This is a genomic window from Streptomyces flaveus (assembly GCF_014647675.1).
GTDB classification, from domain to species: domain Bacteria; phylum Actinomycetota; class Actinomycetes; order Streptomycetales; family Streptomycetaceae; genus Streptomyces; species Streptomyces flaveus.
In genome coordinates this window covers 471632-488168 of record NZ_BMPQ01000003.1, presented here as the reverse complement: position 1 = coordinate 488168, position 16537 = coordinate 471632, and the positions used below count along the sequence as shown (strand labels likewise).

At 67.1% G+C, this 16537-nt stretch carries 12 protein-coding genes, 1 tRNA gene and 1 pseudogene; 6 read left to right on the top strand and 8 right to left on the bottom strand.

Going from position 1 to position 16537, the window contains the following annotated elements; translation table 11 throughout:
* Nucleotides 1-107 precede the first annotated feature (107 nt).
* The 4 genes from IEZ21_RS08935 to IEZ21_RS08920 are packed head-to-tail and all read left to right on the top strand — an operon-like array spanning nucleotide 108 to nucleotide 4502.
* Nucleotides 108-1040 carry a branched-chain amino acid ABC transporter permease gene (locus tag IEZ21_RS08935; protein WP_189321308.1) on the top strand — a complete coding sequence of 311 codons (933 nt, stop codon included), beginning with the start codon at nucleotides 108-110 and terminating at the stop codon, nucleotides 1038-1040.
* Nucleotides 1041-1045: 5 nt separating this feature from the next.
* Nucleotides 1046-2872 (top strand): branched-chain amino acid ABC transporter permease, encoded by a 1827-nt coding sequence (locus IEZ21_RS08930; RefSeq protein WP_189321307.1) that lies wholly within the window; start codon nucleotides 1046-1048, stop codon nucleotides 2870-2872.
* A 5-nt stretch (nucleotides 2873-2877) separates the two neighbouring features.
* Complete coding sequence (locus IEZ21_RS08925; RefSeq protein ID WP_189321306.1) at nucleotides 2878-3789, top strand: ABC transporter ATP-binding protein; 912 nt, start codon at nucleotides 2878-2880, stop codon at nucleotides 3787-3789.
* Nucleotides 3786-4502: an ABC transporter ATP-binding protein gene (locus IEZ21_RS08920; protein ID WP_189321305.1), complete on the top strand. Its 717-nt coding sequence runs from the start codon at nucleotides 3786-3788 to the stop codon at nucleotides 4500-4502. Before IEZ21_RS08925 ends, IEZ21_RS08920 begins: the two co-directional genes overlap by 4 nt.
* Before the next feature lie 95 nt (nucleotides 4503-4597).
* On the opposite strand, the gene IEZ21_RS08915 is transcribed toward IEZ21_RS08920, so the two are convergent.
* On the bottom strand, nucleotides 4598-5254 hold the full coding sequence (locus tag IEZ21_RS08915) for an ANTAR domain-containing response regulator (protein ID WP_033318006.1): 657 nt from the start codon (nucleotides 5252-5254) through the stop codon (nucleotides 4598-4600).
* Between the two features lie 102 nt (nucleotides 5255-5356).
* Here IEZ21_RS08915 and IEZ21_RS08910 point away from each other — a divergent pair.
* Nucleotides 5357-5431, top strand: a tRNA-Leu gene (locus tag IEZ21_RS08910).
* An 80-nt stretch (nucleotides 5432-5511) separates the two neighbouring features.
* Here IEZ21_RS08910 and pyk read toward each other — a convergent pair.
* Both pyk and IEZ21_RS08900 read right to left on the bottom strand, forming a co-directional pair.
* Nucleotides 5512-6948 carry a pyruvate kinase gene (gene pyk, locus IEZ21_RS08905; RefSeq protein WP_033318008.1) on the bottom strand — a complete coding sequence of 479 codons (1437 nt, stop codon included), beginning with the start codon at nucleotides 6946-6948 and terminating at the stop codon, nucleotides 5512-5514.
* A 147-nt stretch (nucleotides 6949-7095) separates the two neighbouring features.
* Nucleotides 7096-7812, bottom strand: coding sequence for an SIMPL domain-containing protein (locus tag IEZ21_RS08900; protein ID WP_189321304.1), 717 nt, complete (start codon nucleotides 7810-7812; stop codon nucleotides 7096-7098).
* Between the two features lie 158 nt (nucleotides 7813-7970).
* Between IEZ21_RS08900 and IEZ21_RS08895 the strand changes: the two genes are divergently transcribed.
* Complete coding sequence (locus IEZ21_RS08895; protein WP_189321303.1) at nucleotides 7971-9779, top strand: bifunctional metallophosphatase/5'-nucleotidase; 1809 nt, start codon at nucleotides 7971-7973, stop codon at nucleotides 9777-9779.
* Between the two features lie 31 nt (nucleotides 9780-9810).
* Here IEZ21_RS08895 and IEZ21_RS08890 read toward each other — a convergent pair.
* From IEZ21_RS08890 to IEZ21_RS08870, 5 genes and pseudogenes are all read right to left on the bottom strand, one after another.
* A pseudogene (locus IEZ21_RS08890) lies at nucleotides 9811-11205 on the bottom strand (lysine N(6)-hydroxylase/L-ornithine N(5)-oxygenase family protein); the annotation flags it as partial.
* Nucleotides 11202-12581 carry a pyridoxal phosphate-dependent decarboxylase family protein gene (locus IEZ21_RS08885; protein WP_189321302.1) on the bottom strand — a complete coding sequence of 460 codons (1380 nt, stop codon included), beginning with the start codon at nucleotides 12579-12581 and terminating at the stop codon, nucleotides 11202-11204. The gene IEZ21_RS08885 and the pseudogene IEZ21_RS08890, both read right to left, overlap by 4 nt.
* Before the next feature lie 233 nt (nucleotides 12582-12814).
* The gene (gene pepN, locus IEZ21_RS08880) at nucleotides 12815-15316 is read right to left on the bottom strand and encodes an aminopeptidase N (RefSeq protein WP_189321301.1); all 2502 of its coding nucleotides are present in this window, start codon (nucleotides 15314-15316) and stop codon (nucleotides 12815-12817) included.
* A gap of 108 nt (nucleotides 15317-15424) precedes the next feature.
* The gene (locus IEZ21_RS08875) at nucleotides 15425-15958 is read right to left on the bottom strand and encodes a response regulator (protein WP_189321300.1); all 534 of its coding nucleotides are present in this window, start codon (nucleotides 15956-15958) and stop codon (nucleotides 15425-15427) included.
* Nucleotides 15959-16159: 201 nt separating this feature from the next.
* Nucleotides 16160-16513, bottom strand: coding sequence for a chorismate mutase (locus IEZ21_RS08870; protein ID WP_189321299.1), 354 nt, complete (start codon nucleotides 16511-16513; stop codon nucleotides 16160-16162).
* Between the last annotated feature and the right edge of the window lie 24 nt (nucleotides 16514-16537).

Genomic DNA, 16537 nt, shown 5'->3' with positions numbered 1-16537 from the left:
ACCCGCACCACTGAACGAGCCGCGCGGGGCGCTGCACCACTGGCGCCCCGCGCGGACTCGCATCCGGTCACATCCCTCGACAAATCCGAAGTCTCGGAGGACATGCGGTGAACGAACTGCCGCAGCAGCTGGTCAACGGCCTGCTACTGGGATCCATGTACGGGCTCGTCGCCATCGGCTACACGATGGTCTACGGCATCGTCCAGCTCATCAACTTCGCCCACGGCGAGATCTTCATGATCGGAGGGTTCGGCGCCCTCACGGTCTACCTGTACGTCCTGCCCGACGGCACCACCATGTGGATCGCACTGCCCCTGATGCTCCTCGGCGCCGTCATCGCCGCGGTCATCGTCGCCGTAGGAGCGGAACGGTTCGCCTACCGCCCGCTGCGAGGCGCACCACGCCTCGCCCCCCTCATCACCGCCATCGGCCTCTCCCTCGCCCTCCAGCAGGCCGTATGGGCCTGGTACCCCGGCGCCAAGGAATCCATCAACTTCCCGGAGATCGCCGGCGGCCCCTTCGAGATCGGCAGCGTCACCATCCAGACAGGCGACGTCTTCCTGCTCGCCGTCGCCCCCATCAGCATGGCGATCCTCGCCTACTTCGTCATGAAGACCCGCACCGGACGCGGCATGCAGGCCACCGCCCAGGACCCCGACACCGCCAAACTCATGGGCATCAACACCGACCGCATCATCGTGGTCGCCTTCGCCCTCGGCGCCGTGTTCGCCGCCGTCGGAGCCGTCGCGTACGGCCTCAAGTACGGCCAGGTCCAGTTCCGCATGGGCTTCATCCTCGGCCTCAAAGCCTTCACCGCCGCCGTCCTCGGCGGCATCGGCAACATCTACGGAGCCATGATCGGCGGCCTCGTCCTCGGCATCGCCGAAACCATGGCCACCGCCTACATCGCCGACGTCCCCGGCATGTCGCAACTCGGCGGCCAGTCCTGGGCCAACGTCTGGGCCTTCGTACTTCTCATCCTCGTCCTCCTCTTCAGGCCACAAGGCCTGATGGGTGAGCGCGTGGCGGACAGGGCGTGACACCGATGACCACACAGACCACTGCCCCCCAGACGCCGAGCACCCCGGCCAAGGGCAAGCCCAGCGGCCTCATCGGCATCCCCGAAAACCTGGGCCGCACCCTCGCCACCGGCGGCGGCATCCTCACCGTCGTATCCACGTTCCTCGCCTGGACCTGGACCGACGCGTTCCCCGGTGACCTCACCGTCTACGGCTACCCCGGCGGCCTCCAGGTCCTCGTCCTCATCACAGGCGCCCTCACCGCACTCTTCGGCCTCGCCTCCTATGGAGTGAAGGGCCTGCGCTGGCTCACCCCCGGCTCAGCCGACAGCGCCATCAAGCTGGCCGCACTCGCCGCCTTCGCGACCGCCTGGTTCACGATCATCGCGATCAGCGTCAACCTCGGCGGCCTCGCCAACCTCGAGCCCGGCGGCTGGGTCGTCGCCATCGTCACCCTCGCGACCGTCCTCGGCGCCCTCTCCCTGCCCTTCGAACGGCCCGTAACCGAACCGGCCGACCCCGATGACACCGACTGGGAGCAGTTCCGCCACAACACCCGCAACAAGCTGACGGTCTTCAAAGCGGCCTTCGCCTCCAGCGAGGTAACTCCGGCCCGCAAGCTGCCCGCGTACGCCGAAATCCTCATCATCGTCGCGGCGCTCGCCCTCGGCCTGACCGTCTTCACCTACGGCATCGGCACCGAATACGACGAACTCTTCGTCGGCTTCATGATCACCGTCGGCTTCGGCTTCGCCGCCGTCACCAAGGCAGGACTGGTCGCCAGGGTCTCCGCGATCACCGCCAAGCACCGCAACGTCACGATGATCGGCGCCTTCGTCGCCGCCGCGGCCTTCCCCTTCACTCAGTCCGACGACCAGTACGCGACCATCGGTGTCTACATCCTGATCTTCGCGACCGTCGCCCTCGGCCTGAACATCGTCGTCGGCATGGCGGGGCTCCTCGACCTCGGATACGTCGCCTTCCTCGGCGTCGGCGCCTACACCGGGGCCATGGTCTCCGGCTCGCCCTCCTCGCCCTTCGACATCCACCTGCCGTTCTGGGCCTCCGCCCTCCTCGGCGCGGCAGTCGCCATGGTCTTCGGCGTCCTCATCGGCGCCCCCACCCTGCGCCTGCGCGGCGACTACCTCGCCATCGTCACCCTCGGCTTCGGTGAGATCTTCCGCATCGCCGTCCTCAACGCCGACGGCACCTCAGGCCCCGACATCACCAATGGCTCCAACGGCATCTCATCGATCCCGAACCTCAACATCTTCGGCTTCGACTTCGGCCAAGAACACAGCATCGCCGGATTCACCATCGCCCGCTTCGCCAACTACTTCCTGCTGATGCTCCTCATCACCCTCATCGTCGTCATCGTCTTCCGACGCAGCGGCGACTCCCGCATCGGCCGCGCCTGGATCGCCATCCGCGAAGACGAAACCGCCGCCCTCGCCATGGGCATCAACGGCTTCCGCGTCAAACTCATCGCCTTCGCCCTCGGCGCCGCACTCGCCGGCCTCGCCGGCACCGTCCAGGCCCACGTCACCTACACCGTGACCCCCGAGCAATACCAATTCGCCCACGTTGTACCACCGAACTCGGCATTCCTCCTCGCCGCGGTCGTCCTCGGCGGCATGGGCACCATCAGCGGACCCCTCGTCGGCGCCGCACTCCTCTACCTGATCCCCGCCAAGCTCCAATTCCTCGGCGACTACCAGCTCTTCGCCTTCGGCCTCGCGCTCGTCCTGCTGATGCGCTTCCGTCCGGAAGGCCTCATCCCGAACCGGCGCCGTCAGCTCGAATTCCACGAAGAAGCGGAAGCGCCCACAGTCCTCAGCAAGGCAGGGGCCTGACCACCATGACAACCGACACCACCACCAAGGACACCGCACCGGCCGCACCCACGCCCGGCCAGACCGTCCTCGACGCACGCGGCGTCACCATGCGCTTCGGCGGCCTCACCGCCGTACGCAACGTCGACCTCACCGTCAACAGCGGCGAAATCGTCGGCCTCATCGGCCCCAACGGCGCCGGCAAAACCACCTTCTTCAACTGCCTCACCGGCCTCTACATCCCCACCGAGGGAGAGGTCCGATACAAGGGCACCGTCCTGCCGGCCAAATCCTTCAAGGTCACCGCCGCCGGAATCGCCCGTACATTCCAGAACATCCGGCTCTTCGCCAACATGACGGTTCTGGAAAACGTACTCGTCGGCCGCCACACCCGTACGAAGGAAGGGCTGTGGTCCGCGCTGCTCCGCGGCCCCGGCTTCCACAAAGCCGAAGCCGCCTCCCGCGAACGGGCCATGGAACTGCTCAAGTTCATCGGCCTCGACAAGAAGGCGGAACACCTCGCCCGCAACCTCCCGTACGGCGAACAGCGCAAGCTGGAGATCGCGCGGGCGCTGGCCAGCGAGCCCGGCCTGCTGCTGCTCGACGAGCCGACTGCCGGCATGAACCCGCAGGAGACCCGGGCGACCGAAGAACTCGTCTTCGCCATCCGGGACATGGGCATCGCCGTACTCGTCATCGAGCACGACATGCGCTTCATCTTCAACCTCTGCGACCGCGTCGCAGTCCTCGTACAGGGCGAAAAACTCGTCGAAGGCAGCAGCGAAGTCGTACAGGGCGACGAACGCGTCGTCGCCGCCTACCTCGGAGAACCCTTCGAAGACGCCCCCGGCGCCAAAGAAGTAGCGGAAGTCGAAGCCGCCGAGGCCAACGCCGCCACCCAGACGGACGCCGCGCCCCGCAAGGAGAACGACCGATGACCGCCCTCCTCGAAGTCGACGAACTCCGAGTCGCCTACGGCAAAATCGAAGCCGTCAAAGGCATCTCCTTCAAGGTCGAAGCCGGCGAGGTCGTCACCCTCATCGGCACCAACGGAGCCGGCAAGACCACGACACTGCGCACCCTGTCGGGACTGCTGAAGCCGCTGAGCGGCCAGATCAAATTCGGCGGCAAATCGCTGAAGAAGACCCCGGCCCACCAGATCGTCTCGCTGGGACTCGCCCACTCCCCCGAGGGGCGGCACATCTTCCCCCGCATGACCATCGAGGACAATCTGCGGCTCGGCGCCTTCCTCCGCGACGACAAAGCAGGAATCGAAAAGGACATCCAGCGCGCCTACGACCTCTTCCCCATCCTCGGGGAACGCCGTAAGCAGGCCGCCGGAACCCTCTCCGGCGGCGAGCAGCAGATGCTCGCCATGGGCCGCGCCCTCATGTCACAGCCCAAACTCCTCATGCTCGACGAACCCTCCATGGGCCTCTCACCGATCATGATGCAGAAGATCATGGCCACCATCGCCGAACTCAAATCCCAGGGCACCACCATCCTCCTGGTCGAACAGAACGCCCAGGCGGCGCTGTCACTCGCCGACCACGGACACGTCATGGAAGTCGGCAGCATCGTGCTCACCGGCACCGGACAGGACCTCCTGCACGACGAATCCGTACGCAAGGCGTACCTCGGCGAGGACTGAGCTCCTCACCCTGTACGACCGTTGTACGACGAGGCCCGCACCCCCTCGCAGGGGGCGCGGGCCTCGTCGCATGTACGCGCGTGCAGGTACCGACCTCAGTCCTTCGCGGCCTTCTTCTCCTCCGCGTCCTGAATAACCGCCTCCGCCACCTGCTGCATCGACATCCGACGATCCATCGACGTCTTCTGAATCCACCGGAACGCCGCCGGCTCCGACAACCCGTACTCCGTCTGCAGAACCGACTTCGCACGATCCACGAGCTTCCGCGTCTCCAGACGCTGCGTCAGATCGGCGATCTCCTTCTCCAACTGCTTCAACTCCGTGAAGCGCGAGACAGCCATCTCGATCGCCGGGACGACATCGCTCTTACTGAACGGCTTCACCAAGTACGCCATCGCGCCGGCGTCACGGGCCCGCTCGACGAGATCGCGCTGCGAGAAGGCAGTCAGCATCAGTACGGGGGCGATCGACTCCTCCGCGATCTTCTCAGCGGCGGAGATCCCGTCCAGCTTCGGCATCTTCACATCGAGGATCACAAGATCCGGACGGTGCTCCCGAGCCAGCTCCACGGCCTCCTCGCCATCGCCGGCCTCACCAACGACGGAGTAGCCCTCTTCTTCGAGCATCTCCTTGAGATCGAGACGAATCAACGCCTCGTCCTCGGCGATGACGACACGGGTCGTCAGCGGAGGCACGTGCGACTTGTCGTCGTCGGGCGCGTCTGTGGGCTGGGGCGACTCGGGGGCGGTCACGGGGGGCTCCTCGTTCAGGGCAGAGGTACTGCTTTCCAAGAGGGTACCCAGCTGCGATATGGTGGACGGGCAGCGGGTCGAGGTTAACCTTCGATTCGCTGGGCCCCGGTAGCCCAATTGGCAGCAGGCAATGGATTCAAAACCCATACAGTGTCGGTTCGAGTCCGACCCGGGGCACTTTTCCTTAGATTCCAAGGTCACAATCGAGAAGCGGATGCTCACGTTGTCGTGAACATCCGCTTCTTGCTGGACTCCCCCTACTTGGGCGCGTCATCCTCGCCGATGTGATGCACACGGACCAGGTTCGTCGAGCCCGAGACCCCCGGCGGCGACCCGGCGGTGATCACCACGATGTCGCCCTTCTGGCAGCGGCCGATCTTGAGGAGTTGTTCGTCGACCTGGTCGACCATCGCGTCGGTGGAGTTGACGTGGGGGCCGAGGAAGGTTTCGACGCCCCAGGTCAGGTTGAGCTGGGAGCGGGTGGCCGGGTCGGGGGTGAAGGCCAGGAGGGGGATCGGCGACCTGTAACGCGAGAGGCGGCGGACCGTGTCGCCGGACTGGGTGAAAGCGACCAGGAACTTCGCGCCCAGGAAGTCGCCCATCTCGGCGGCCGCTCGGGCGACGGCGCCTCCCTGGGTGCGGGGCTTGTTGCGTTCGGTCAGGGGCGGGAGGCCCTTCGCGAGGATGTCCTCCTCGGCGGCCTCGACGATGCGGGACATCGTGCGAACCGTCTCGATCGGGTACTTGCCGACGCTTGTCTCGCCGGACAGCATCACCGCGTCCGTGCCGTCGATGACCGCGTTGGCGACGTCGCTCGCCTCCGCGCGGGTCGGGCGGGAGTTGTCGATCATCGAGTCGAGCATCTGGGTGGCGACGATGACGGGCTTGGCGTTGCGCTTCGCCAGCTTGATCGTGCGTTTCTGGACGATCGGGACCTGTTCCAGCGGCATTTCGACGCCCAGGTCGCCTCGGGCGACCATGATCCCGTCGAAGGCTGCGACGATGTTGTTGATGTTGTCGACGGCTTGGGGTTTTTCGACCTTGGCGATGACGGGGAGGCGGCGGCCCTCTTCGTCCATGATGCGGTGGACGTCCTTGATGTCGCGTCCGCTGCGGACGAAGGAGAGGGCGATGACGTCGAAGCCGGTGCGCAGGGCCCAGCGGAGGTCGGCTTCGTCCTTGTCGGAGAGGGCGGGGACGGAGACTGCGACGCCGGGGAGGTTCAGGCCTTTGTTGTCGGAGACCATGCCGCCTTCGACGACGGTGGTGTGCACGCGGGGGCCGTCGACGGCGGTGACTTCGAGGCAGACTTTGCCGTCGTCGACGAGGATGCGTTCGCCGGTGGTGACGTCGGCGGCGAGTCCGTCGTAGGTGGTGCCGCAGGTCTGGCGGTCGCCTTGGATGCCTTCTTCGACGGTGATGGTGAAGGTGTCTCCGCGTTCAAGGAGTACGGGGCCTTCGCTGAAGCGGCCGAGTCGGATCTTCGGGCCTTGAAGGTCGGCGAGGATTCCGACGCTGTGGCCGGTTTCGTCGGAGGCCTTTCGTACGTGCTGGTAGCGCTCCTCGTGGTCGGCGTATGTGCCGTGGCTGAGGTTGAAGCGGGCTACGTCCATTCCGGCTTCGACCAGTGCTTTGATCTGGTCGTACGAGTCGGTTGCGGGGCCCAGGGTGCAGACGATCTTTGCTCGGCGCATGGTTCGAGCCTAGGGCTTACCGGTGGGTAGGGAATTGGTCATGCATGACTACTCAACGACCTTTGCGTGAAGGGCTATTGACAAGTGTTGAATTGTGCGCCGGGGTGCTCCGATGAGCATTTGAGCTCGTTACCAGAGCTCTCGTTGCTAGAGCTGGGGCGGCGCCATTGTGAAGCGGGCGTTGATGTGGGCGTAGACGTGTTGGCGTTGGGGTTCGAGGTCGAGGGGTGCGGCGGCGGTGTCTTCGGCGGCTCGGGCGTAGCCGGCGCTGCGCATGCGGCTTGAGCCCGGTGCTGCGAATTGCTGGGTGTTTTCCGCGCCGATGTCGGCGAGTTCGACGAGTGCGGCGAGTGTCGTACCGAGTGCTTCGGCGTATTCGCGGGCGCGTTGGACGGCTTCGCGTACTGCTTGTTGGCGGGCTTGGCGGTGGGCGGGTGAGCCTGGGCGCAGGGCCCAGAAGGGGCCGTCGACGCGGGTGAGGTCGAGGTCCGCCAACTGTGTTGTCAGTTCGCCGAGTGCGGTGAAGTCGGTGAGTTCGGCGGTGGTGTGGACGCGGCCGTGGTAGGCGCGGATGCGTTCGCCGCGGCCGTGTTTGGTGAGTTCGGGGCTGATGGAGAAGGCGCCGGTTTCCACGCGTTCCACGGCTTCGCCGTATGTCTTGACGAGGTCGAGTGCGATGGCGTTGCGGCGGGTGAGGTCGTCGAGGGCGGTGCGTCGGTCGGTGCCGCGGGCCATGACGGTGATGACGATGCGGGCGATTTCGGGGTCGACTTCGAGGTGGGCTTCGCCTCGGACGGCGATGCGGGGGGCCTCCGGTGTGCCGTAGGGGGTTGCGGGGCGGGGTTCCTCTGCGGCTGGGGTCATACGTCCCACTCTGTCATCGGTGGCCTGGTTGTGGGGCTGGTTGGTCATCAGATCGAAACCTGGGGGGTCTGTTGCTGCTGGTCATGACCGGGTCAGAATCTACGCGCGTTGTTGACCATGCGCGCGCCGGATCCCACCCTCCCAGGGAGTTACGAGTCATGCCGTTGAACCGCCGGAAGTTCCTGAAGAAGTCCGCCGTGACTGGGGCGGGGGTGGCGCTCACCGGTACGGTCGCGGCTCCGGCGGCGCGCGCTGCGGAGACGAGGAGAGGCAGGAAGCCGGTGAAGCGGTATGCACTGACCGTCATGGGCACGACGGATCTGCACGGCCATGTCTTCAACTGGGACTATTTCAAGGACGCGGAGTACGCCGACACAGCGGGCAACGCACAAGGCCTGGCCCGCATTTCGACCCTGGTGAACCAGGTCCGTGCGGAGAAGGGCCGCCGCAACACTCTGCTCCTGGACGCGGGCGACACGATCCAGGGCACTCCGCTGACGTATTACTACGCGAAGGTCGATCCGATCACGGCCGAGGGCGGGCCGGTGCATCCGATGGCGCAGGCGATGAACGCGATCGGGTATGACGCGGTGGCGCTCGGCAATCATGAGTTCAATTACGGCATCGAGACGCTGCGGAAATTCGAGGAGCAGTGTCACTTCCCGCTGCTGGGTGCGAACGCGCTGGATGCGAAGACGCTGCGGCCGGCTTTTCCGCCGTACTTCATGAAGACGTTCCATGTGCGGGGTCTGCCGCCGGTGAAGGTGGCTGTGCTGGGGCTGACGAATCCGGGGATCGCGATCTGGGACAAGGCATATGTGCAGGGGAAGTTGACGTTCCCGGGGCTTGAGGAGCAGGCGGCGAAGTGGGTGCCGAAGCTGCGGTCGATGGGTGCGGATGTGGTGGTCGTTTCGGCGCACAGTGGGTCGTCGGGGAGGTCTTCGTACGGTGATCAGTTGCCGTATGTCGAGAATTCGGCGGCGTTGGTGGCGCAGCAGGTGCCGGGGATCGACGCGATTCTCGTCGGGCATGCGCATGTGGAGATTCCCGAGTTGAAGGTGACCAACGAGAAGACCGGCAAGGCCGTGGTGCTGTCGGAGCCGTTGGCGTATGCGGAGCGGTTGTCTCTCTTCGATTTCGAGCTGGTTTTCAAGCGGGGGCGGTGGGAGGTCGAGTCCGTGGCGGCCTCGGTGCTGAACTCGAATGCGGTCGCCGATGATCCGGAGATCACGAGGCTGCTGAAGGACGAGCACGACGTCGTGGTCGCGTACGTGAATCAGGTGGTCGGGGCGGCGACGGAGACGCTGACGACGGTCGATGCCCGTTATAAGGACGCGCCGATCATCGACTTGATCACGAAGGTCCAGGAGGACGTGGTCAAGGCGGCGCTGGCGGGGACGGAGTACGCCTCGCTGCCGGTGATCGCACAGGCGTCCCCCTTCTCCCGCACCTCTGAGATCCCGGCCGGCGAGGTGACCATCCGGGATCTGTCGAGTCTGTATGTGTACGACAACACGCTGGTCGCGAAGGTGATGACGGGTGTGCAGGTGCGGGCGTATCTGGAGTATTCGGCGGAGTATTTCGTGCGGACGGCGGCGGGTGCGCCCGTGGATGTGGAGAAGCTGACCAATGCGGGTGGCCGCCCGGACTACAACTACGACTATGTGTCGGGGCTGACCTACGAGATCGATGTCGCGCAGGCGGCCGGTTCGCGGATCAAGAACCTCTCCTACGGCGGTGCGGCGCTGGATGACGCGCAGGAGTTCGTGTTCGCGGTGAACAACTACCGGGCCAATGGTGGTGGAGCGTTTCCGCATGTGGCGGCGGCTACGGAGGTGTGGTCGGAGTCGACGGAGATCCGTACGCGGATCGCGGAGTGGGTGACTCAGAAGGGCACGCTGGATCCGAAGGAGTTCGCTTCGGTGGGGTGGAAGCTGACGCGGGAGGGTGCCCCGGTTTTCCCGTAATTCCCCGGTTTCCGGTAATTCCGTGTTTTCCCGGCGTGCCGTCTTCGAGGCCGAAGGTGGTGAAGGCGGTGCGCTGCGGGAGTGGGTAGGGGTCTTTGCCGGTGAGGGAGTTGAGGATGGTGGCGCTGCGCCAGGCGGCGAGGCCGAGGTCGGGGGTGCCGACGCCGTGGGTGTGGAGTTCGGCGTTCTGGACGTAGAGGGAGCCGGTGACGGTGGGGTCGAGGGTGAGGCGGTACTGGTCGTCGATGTGGGGGCGGCCGGCGCTGTCGCGGAGCACGTAGGGGTCGAGGCCGGCGAGGAGGGGGTCGAGGGGGCGTTCGCGGTAGCCGGTGGCGAGGACGACGGCGTCGGTGGTGAGGCGGGTGCGGGTGCCCTGCTGGACGTGTTCGAGGTGGAGTTCGATGCGCGTCCTGGCGATGCGGCCTGCGGTGCGGACGTGGATGCCGGGGGTGAGGACGGTGTCGGGCCAGCCGCCGTGGAGGGTGCGCTGGTAGAGCTCGTCGTGGATGGCGGCGATGGTGTCGGCGTCGATGCCTTTGTGGAGCTGCCATTGGGCGGGGACGAGGCGGTCGCGTACGGGTTCGGGCAGGGCGTGGAAGTAGCGGGTGTAGTCGGGGGTGAAGTGTTCGAGGCCGAGTTTGGAGTACTCCATGGGGGCGAACGCTTCGGTGCGGGCGAGCCAGTGGATTTTTTCGCGGCCTGGGGGGCGGTGGCGGAGGAGGTCGAGGTAGATCTCGGCGCCTGACTGTCCTGAGCCGATGACGGTGATGTGGTCGGCGGTGAGGAGTTGTTCGCGGTGTTCGAGGTAGTCGGCGGCGTGGATGACGGGTACGCCGGGGGCTTCGACCAGGGGGCGGAGCGGTTCGGGGATGTGGGGGGCGGTGCCGATGCCGAGGACGAGGTTCTTGGCGTACGTACGGCCGTGGGCTTCGCCTTCTTCGCTGTCGTCGCCGTCGAGGTCGGGGCCTTCGGGGTCGGGGCGTCGGGTGAAGTCGACTTCGAAGAGGTCGAGCCCGGGATTCCAGCGGACGGCGTCGATGTGGTGGCCGAAGTGGAGTGCGGGCAGGTGGTCGCTGACCCAGCGGCAGTACGCGGCGTATTCGGCGCGGTGGATGTGGAAGCGCTCGGCGAAGTAGAAGGGGAAGAGGCGGTCGCGGCTGCGGAGGTAGCTGAGGAAGGACCAGGGGCTTACGGGGTCGGCGAGGGTGACCAGGTCGGCGAGGAAGGGCACTTGGAGGGTGGCGCCGTCAATGAGGAGGCCGGGGTGCCAGTCGAAGGCGGGGCGCTGGTCGTAGAAGGCGGTGTCGAGTTCGGCGAGGGGGTGGGCGAGGGCGGCGAGGGAGAGGTTGAAGGGGCCGATGCCGATGCCGATCAGGTCGCGGGGTGCTTCGGGTTCGTGCTGTGCGGGGCGGGGCCTCGGGATCATCGGGGGGTGTGTCCTTCCACCAGTTTCAGGAGTGCGGCGAGGTCGCCGGCTGTGGTGTGCGGGTTGAGCAGGGTGGCTTTGAGCCAGAGGCGTCCGTCGGGGCGGGCGCGGCCGAGGACGGCGTGGCCTTGGGTGAGGAGTGTGCGGCGTATGTCGGCGACGGCGTCGTCGGTAGCTTGGGTGGGCCTGAAGAGGACGGTGCTGATGGTGGGCGGCGCGTAGAGCTCGAAGCCGGGGTGTGACGCGATGAGGTGGGCGAACTCGCGGGCGTGGGCGCAGACTTGGTCGACGAGTGTGCCGAGTCCTTGGCGGCCGAGTGTTTTGAGGGTGACGGCGGTTTTGAGGATGTCGGGGCGTCTGGTCGTACGCAGGGAGCGGCCGAGGAGGTCGGGGAGGCCCGCCTCGGTGTCGTCGTCGGCGTTGAGGTAGTCGGCGTGGTGTTCCAGTACGCGGAGGTCGTGCGGGTCCTGGACGGCGATCAGGCCTGCGGCGATGGGCTGCCAGCCGAGTTTGTGCAGGTCGAGGGTGACGGTGTGGGCGCGGGTGAGTCCGTCGAGTCTGCTGCGGTGGCGGTCGCTGAAGAGGAGGGCTCCTCCGTAGGCGGCGTCGATGTGCAGGCGGGCGCCGTGGGTGTGGCAGACGTCGGCGATGGCGGGGAGCGGGTCGATGAGTCCGGCGTCGGTGGTGCCGGCGGTGGCGGCGACGATCAGTGGGCCGGGCAGCTTGGTGAGGGTTTCGTCGAGGGTGGCGGGATCGAGTGTGCCTGTGGGGGCGGGGACGGTGACGGGTTCGGGGAGGCCGAGTAGCCAGGTGGCGCGGTGGAGGGAGTGGTGGGCGTTCTCCGCGCATACGAGTTGGACGTTGCCGTTCAGTTCGCGGGCGAGGAGGAGTGCGAGCTGGTTGGACTCGGTGCCGCCGGTGGTGACGAGGGCGTCAGCTTGTTTGCCGTACACCTCCTTGGCGAGGGCTGCCGTGACCAGGGTTTCCAGCTCGGAGGCGGCGGGGGCCTGGTCCCAGGAGTCGAGGGAGGGGTTGAGGGCACTGGCGGCGAGGTCGGCGGCTGTGGCGACGGCGAGGGGCGGGCAGTGGAGGTGGGCGGTGCACAGGGGGTCGGCGGGGTCGGCGGCGCCTGCCGCGAAGGCGTGGACGAGGGTGCGGAGGGCGTCCGGGTCGCCGTGTTGGGGCAGGGGGTCGCCTAGTGCGGTGCGTATGCGTGCGGCCACCGTTTCGGGGCCGCCTGTGGGGAGTGGGCCTCTTCTTGCGGCGGCGCCGGTGCGTAGTGCGTCGAGCACTGTGGTGAGCAACGGGCGTAGGGCGGCGGGGCCTTGGGGGCCTGATGCGAGGCCTGGTGCGACGTCTGATGCGAGCGGGCTCATGGTGGTCCTCCGGGGCGCGGGGTTGGGGCTGCGCGCCCGGAGGCTCAACGATCGTTACCCGAATGGGGGTACGGTGCGCTCCGCGGGTTGGGCGGGGCGCCTACGGGGGTGGTGGGTTGGGTTCGTGGGCGAGTGCGGGTTCGTTGTGGCTTGTCGCGCAGTTCCCCGCGCCCCTTGGGGCCTCCGGCCCCTCGGGGTCACCCGCACCCCCGGCCCTGCTCACGAGGGTGCCGTTATGCCTCCCTCACCCTCAACGCCCGCTCCATGTCATCCAGTTGATCCACCAGCTTGCGCTGCAGCGCCGGTGTCGGGTCGGCCTTGTTCAGGCACTTCTTGCCCAGGCGGAGTGTCTCGGGTGAGACCGCATACACCGGGAACGCCCAGCGGCCCGCCGCTTCGGCGATCGCGGGGCCTCGGCGGGCTGCCACGGCCGGGGCGTTCTTGAAGTAGCGGGGGACGTAGTCCCGTACCAGATCCGCCTGTTCGGGTTGCCAGAAGCCCTTGGCTGTGGCGGTGAACAGGTAGTTGGAGAGGTTGTCGGTGGTGAACATGGCCTCCCAGGCCTGGCGTTTGGCTTCGGGGTCGGGGAGGGCGGCGTGGCAGCGGGCGGCGCCTTCCTGGCCGGTGGCGCTGGGGTCCTGGACGAGTTCGGCGTCGATGACGGCGTCGTCGATGGCGCCGAGTACGGCGAGGCGGCCGAGGATGCGCCAGCGCAGTTCGGGGTCGAGTTCGGGGCCGCCGGGGACGGTGCCTTCGGAGAGCCAGGCGGTGATCGTGTCGGGTTGGGCGGCTGCGTCGATGAAGTGGCGTACGGCGGTGAGGCGCAGTCCGGGGTGGGAGCCGTCCTCGGTTCGGCGGATCAGGTCGCGGCACAGGGAGGTGAGGGTGGCGAGGGCGGCGGGCCGGTCGGGGGCGGGCAGGTAGCGGTCGGCGATCTGGGTGGCGGCGAAGGCAAGGACGCCCTGGACGAGGGCGAGGTCCGTCTCGTGCGGGAGGTGGGTGCGGGCGGTGTCGAGGTAGGCGGTGGGGGCGAGTTCGCCGTCGCGTACGCAGTCGCGGAGTGCGTTCCAGACGACGGCGCGGGTGAGCGGGTCGGGCAGGGCGGACAGGTGGGCGCGTACGGTCGCGAAGGAGTCCGTGTCGAAGCGGATCTTGGCGTAGGAGAGGTCGGCGTCGTTGAGGAGGAGCAGGGCGGGGCGTTTGCCGATGGGGTGGGCCGGTTCGGTCTGGGGGACGTCGACTTCGAGGCGTTCGCGGAGGCTGAGGCGGCCTTCGTCGCTGAGGTCGCGGTCGTAGAGGCCGACGGCGATGCGGTGGGGGCGGCTGCCGTGGTGGGCGATGGTCAGGGTGCAGGTGCCGTTGTCGGTGGGGCCGATCTTCGGGGTGAGGGTGTCGACTCCGGTGGTGCGCAGCCAGGAGTCGGCCCAGGCGTGGACGTCGCGTTCGGTGGTGTCGGCGAGGGATTCGATGAAGTCGGCGAGGGTGGCGTTGGCGAACTTGTGCCGGGCGAAGTGGGTGTTGATGCCGGCGAGGAAGTCCTTCTCGCCGAGCCAGGCGACGAGCTGGCGTAGTGCGGAGGCGCCCTTGGCGTAGGAGATGCCGTCGAAGTTGAGGAGTGCGGAGGCGGTGTCGGGGACGGTTTCGGGGTCGGGGGCGACGGGGTGGGTGGAGGGCCGCTGATCGGCTTCGTAGCCCCAGGGTTTGCGGGTGACGCCGAAGTCGGTCCAGGTGCCGGTGAACCGGGTCGCTTCGATGAGGGTCTGGTAGCCCATGTACTCGGCGAAGGACTCGTTCAGCCAGATGTCGTCCCACCAGCGCAGGGTGACGAGGTCGCCGAACCACATGTGGGCCATTTCGTGGGCGATGACCATGGCGCGGGTCTGGCGTTCGGTGTCGGTGACGGCGGAGCGGTAGACGAACTCGTCGCGGAAGGTGACCAGGCCCGGGTTCTCCATGGCGCCGGCGTTGAACTCGGGGACGAAGGCCTGGTCGTAGGAGTCGAAGGGGTAGGGCTCCTCGAACTTCTCGTGGTAGCGGTCGAAGCAGGCGCGGGTGATGTCGAGGAGTTCGTCGGCGTCGGCGTCGAGGTACGGGGCCAGCGAGCGGCGGCAGTGGATGCCGAAGGGGAGGCCTCGGTGTTCGGTGCGCACGGAGTGCCAGGGGCCGGCGGCGACGGCGACGAGGTAGGTGGAGATCAGCGGGGTCTTCGCCGCCTTCCACCTGCCCTCCCCCAGATGCTCGGTGATCCCGTTGGCGAGGACGGTCCAGTCCTCGGGGGCCTTGATCGACAGTTCGAAGACGGCTTTGAGGTCGGGCTGGTCGAAGGCGGCGAAGACCCGCTGGACGTCGTCCATGAACAGCTGGGTGTAGACGTACGTTTCGCCGTCGGTGGGATCGGTGAAGCGGTGCATGCCCTCGCCGGTGCGTGAGTAGCGCATGACGGCGTCGATGTGCAGTTCGTGCTCGCCCGGGGTGAGGTCTTTGAGGGGCAGCCGGTTCTCGGCCAGGGTGTCCAGGTCGAGCAGCTGTCCGTCGAGGGCGGCCTTGCGCAGTTCGGCGGGCTTGAGCTCGACGAAGGTGTCCACGGCCTCCAGGTCGCTCCGTACCGTGAAGTGGATGACGGTACGGGAGTCGAAGAGCTCGTCGCCGCGCGTCAGGTCGAGTTCGATCTGGTAGCGGTGGACGTCGAGAAGCCGGGCACGGAGCTGCGCTTCGGCGCGCGTCAGTACGGACATGGGGACATGTTGCCTGATGGGTGGGGTTCGGCGCAGGTGAGGTCGGGTTCCGATCGGGTTCCGGTCGGCTGCCTCGTATGTGCGCGGTCCTCGGGGTCGCAGATGGTCCTACGCGGTTTGGTCGTGCTCGCGCAGGACGGGCCGCTGCGGCGGTACGCGGGTGTCGAGGCGGGTTTCGGGTTCGAGGGTCTGGTTCGGGGGCGGTAACTCCTTTACCAGCGACCGGAGTTCGCGTACCTCTTGCTTCATCCGCAGGTAGCGCTGGTGGGCGTCGTACAGGTATCGCACCTTGGTGCGCAGGGCCCAGGGGTCTATGGGTTTCATCACAAGGTCGGCGACGCCGAGCCGGAAGGCGGTGGTGGTGAGTTCGGCGTCCGGGCCGAAACCGGTGACCAGGATGACGGGAATGTGCTGGGTCTGTTCCAGGCGGCGCAGGTAGCGGACGACGTCGAAGCCGCTGACGTCGGGCATGTGCACATCGAGGACGAGCAGTCCGACCTGGCCGCGCAGGACTTCCTTGAGGGCGGCGTCGCCGCTGGAGGCGCGCGCCAGCCGGTAGCCGAGCGGGGCCAGGGCGCTTTCCAGCGCATAGAGCGTTTCCTCATGGTCGTCGACGATGAGGATCTTGGCATCCGACGGCATTGCGCGAAGTCCCCTCGCTTGGACAACCAGATGGTGCCCGGCCCGGTTGACAGGGAGTACTCACAGACTGACAAGGAGTGCTGCGCGCAGGATGCCTCATTTCGGCCCTGAGGCCGAGGGGGTGCGCGGACAAAAGCGCGAGGAACAGGGCCAGCCGGTAAAAGACGGTTGCCGTCGGGACGGCTGAGAAGCCGAAACCGGTTACTGCTGTTGCTGAACGATGTTCGTGTTGTCGGCGATGCTCTCGTGATGGCGGATGACCTCGGCGATGATGAAGTTGAGGAGCTTCTCGGCGAACGCGGGGTCGAGTTTGGCGTTCTCCGCGAGCCGGCGCAGGCGGGCGATCTGGTGGGCCTCGCGGGCCGGGTCGGCGGGCGGCAGCTGGTGGGCGGCCTTGAGGTGGCCGACCTGCTGGGTGCACTTGAAGCGTTCGGCGAGCATATGGACGACGGCGGCGTCGATGTTGTCGATGCTGTCGCGCAGCCTGGCGAGCTCGGCGCGGACAGCGGGGGCAACAGGCTCGACGCCTTCGGTTCCGTTGTTGCTGGTGGTCATGACCGTTCACCCTACTGTCGGCTC

Excerpts from the sequence above, each read along its gene's own strand:
- IEZ21_RS08930 (WP_189321307.1), top strand. The coding sequence starts at position 1,046 with ATGACCACACAGACCACTGCCCCCCAGACGCCGAGCACCCCGGCCAAG.
- IEZ21_RS08925 (WP_189321306.1), top strand. The coding sequence starts at position 2,878 with ATGACAACCGACACCACCACCAAGGACACCGCACCGGCCGCACCCACG.
- IEZ21_RS08920 (WP_189321305.1), top strand. The coding sequence starts at position 3,786 with ATGACCGCCCTCCTCGAAGTCGACGAACTCCGAGTCGCCTACGGCAAA.
- pyk (WP_033318008.1), bottom strand. The coding sequence starts at position 6,948 with ATGCGCCGAGCAAAGATCGTCTGCACCCTGGGCCCCGCAACCGACTCG.
- IEZ21_RS08900 (WP_189321304.1), bottom strand. The coding sequence starts at position 7,812 with ATGACCCCAGCCGCAGAGGAACCCCGCCCCGCAACCCCCTACGGCACA.
- IEZ21_RS08895 (WP_189321303.1), top strand. The coding sequence starts at position 7,971 with ATGCCGTTGAACCGCCGGAAGTTCCTGAAGAAGTCCGCCGTGACTGGG.
- IEZ21_RS08885 (WP_189321302.1), bottom strand. The coding sequence starts at position 12,581 with ATGAGCCCGCTCGCATCAGACGTCGCACCAGGCCTCGCATCAGGCCCC.
- pepN (WP_189321301.1), bottom strand. The coding sequence starts at position 15,316 with ATGTCCGTACTGACGCGCGCCGAAGCGCAGCTCCGTGCCCGGCTTCTC.
- IEZ21_RS08875 (WP_189321300.1), bottom strand. The coding sequence starts at position 15,958 with ATGCCGTCGGATGCCAAGATCCTCATCGTCGACGACCATGAGGAAACG.
- IEZ21_RS08870 (WP_189321299.1), bottom strand. The coding sequence starts at position 16,513 with ATGACCACCAGCAACAACGGAACCGAAGGCGTCGAGCCTGTTGCCCCC.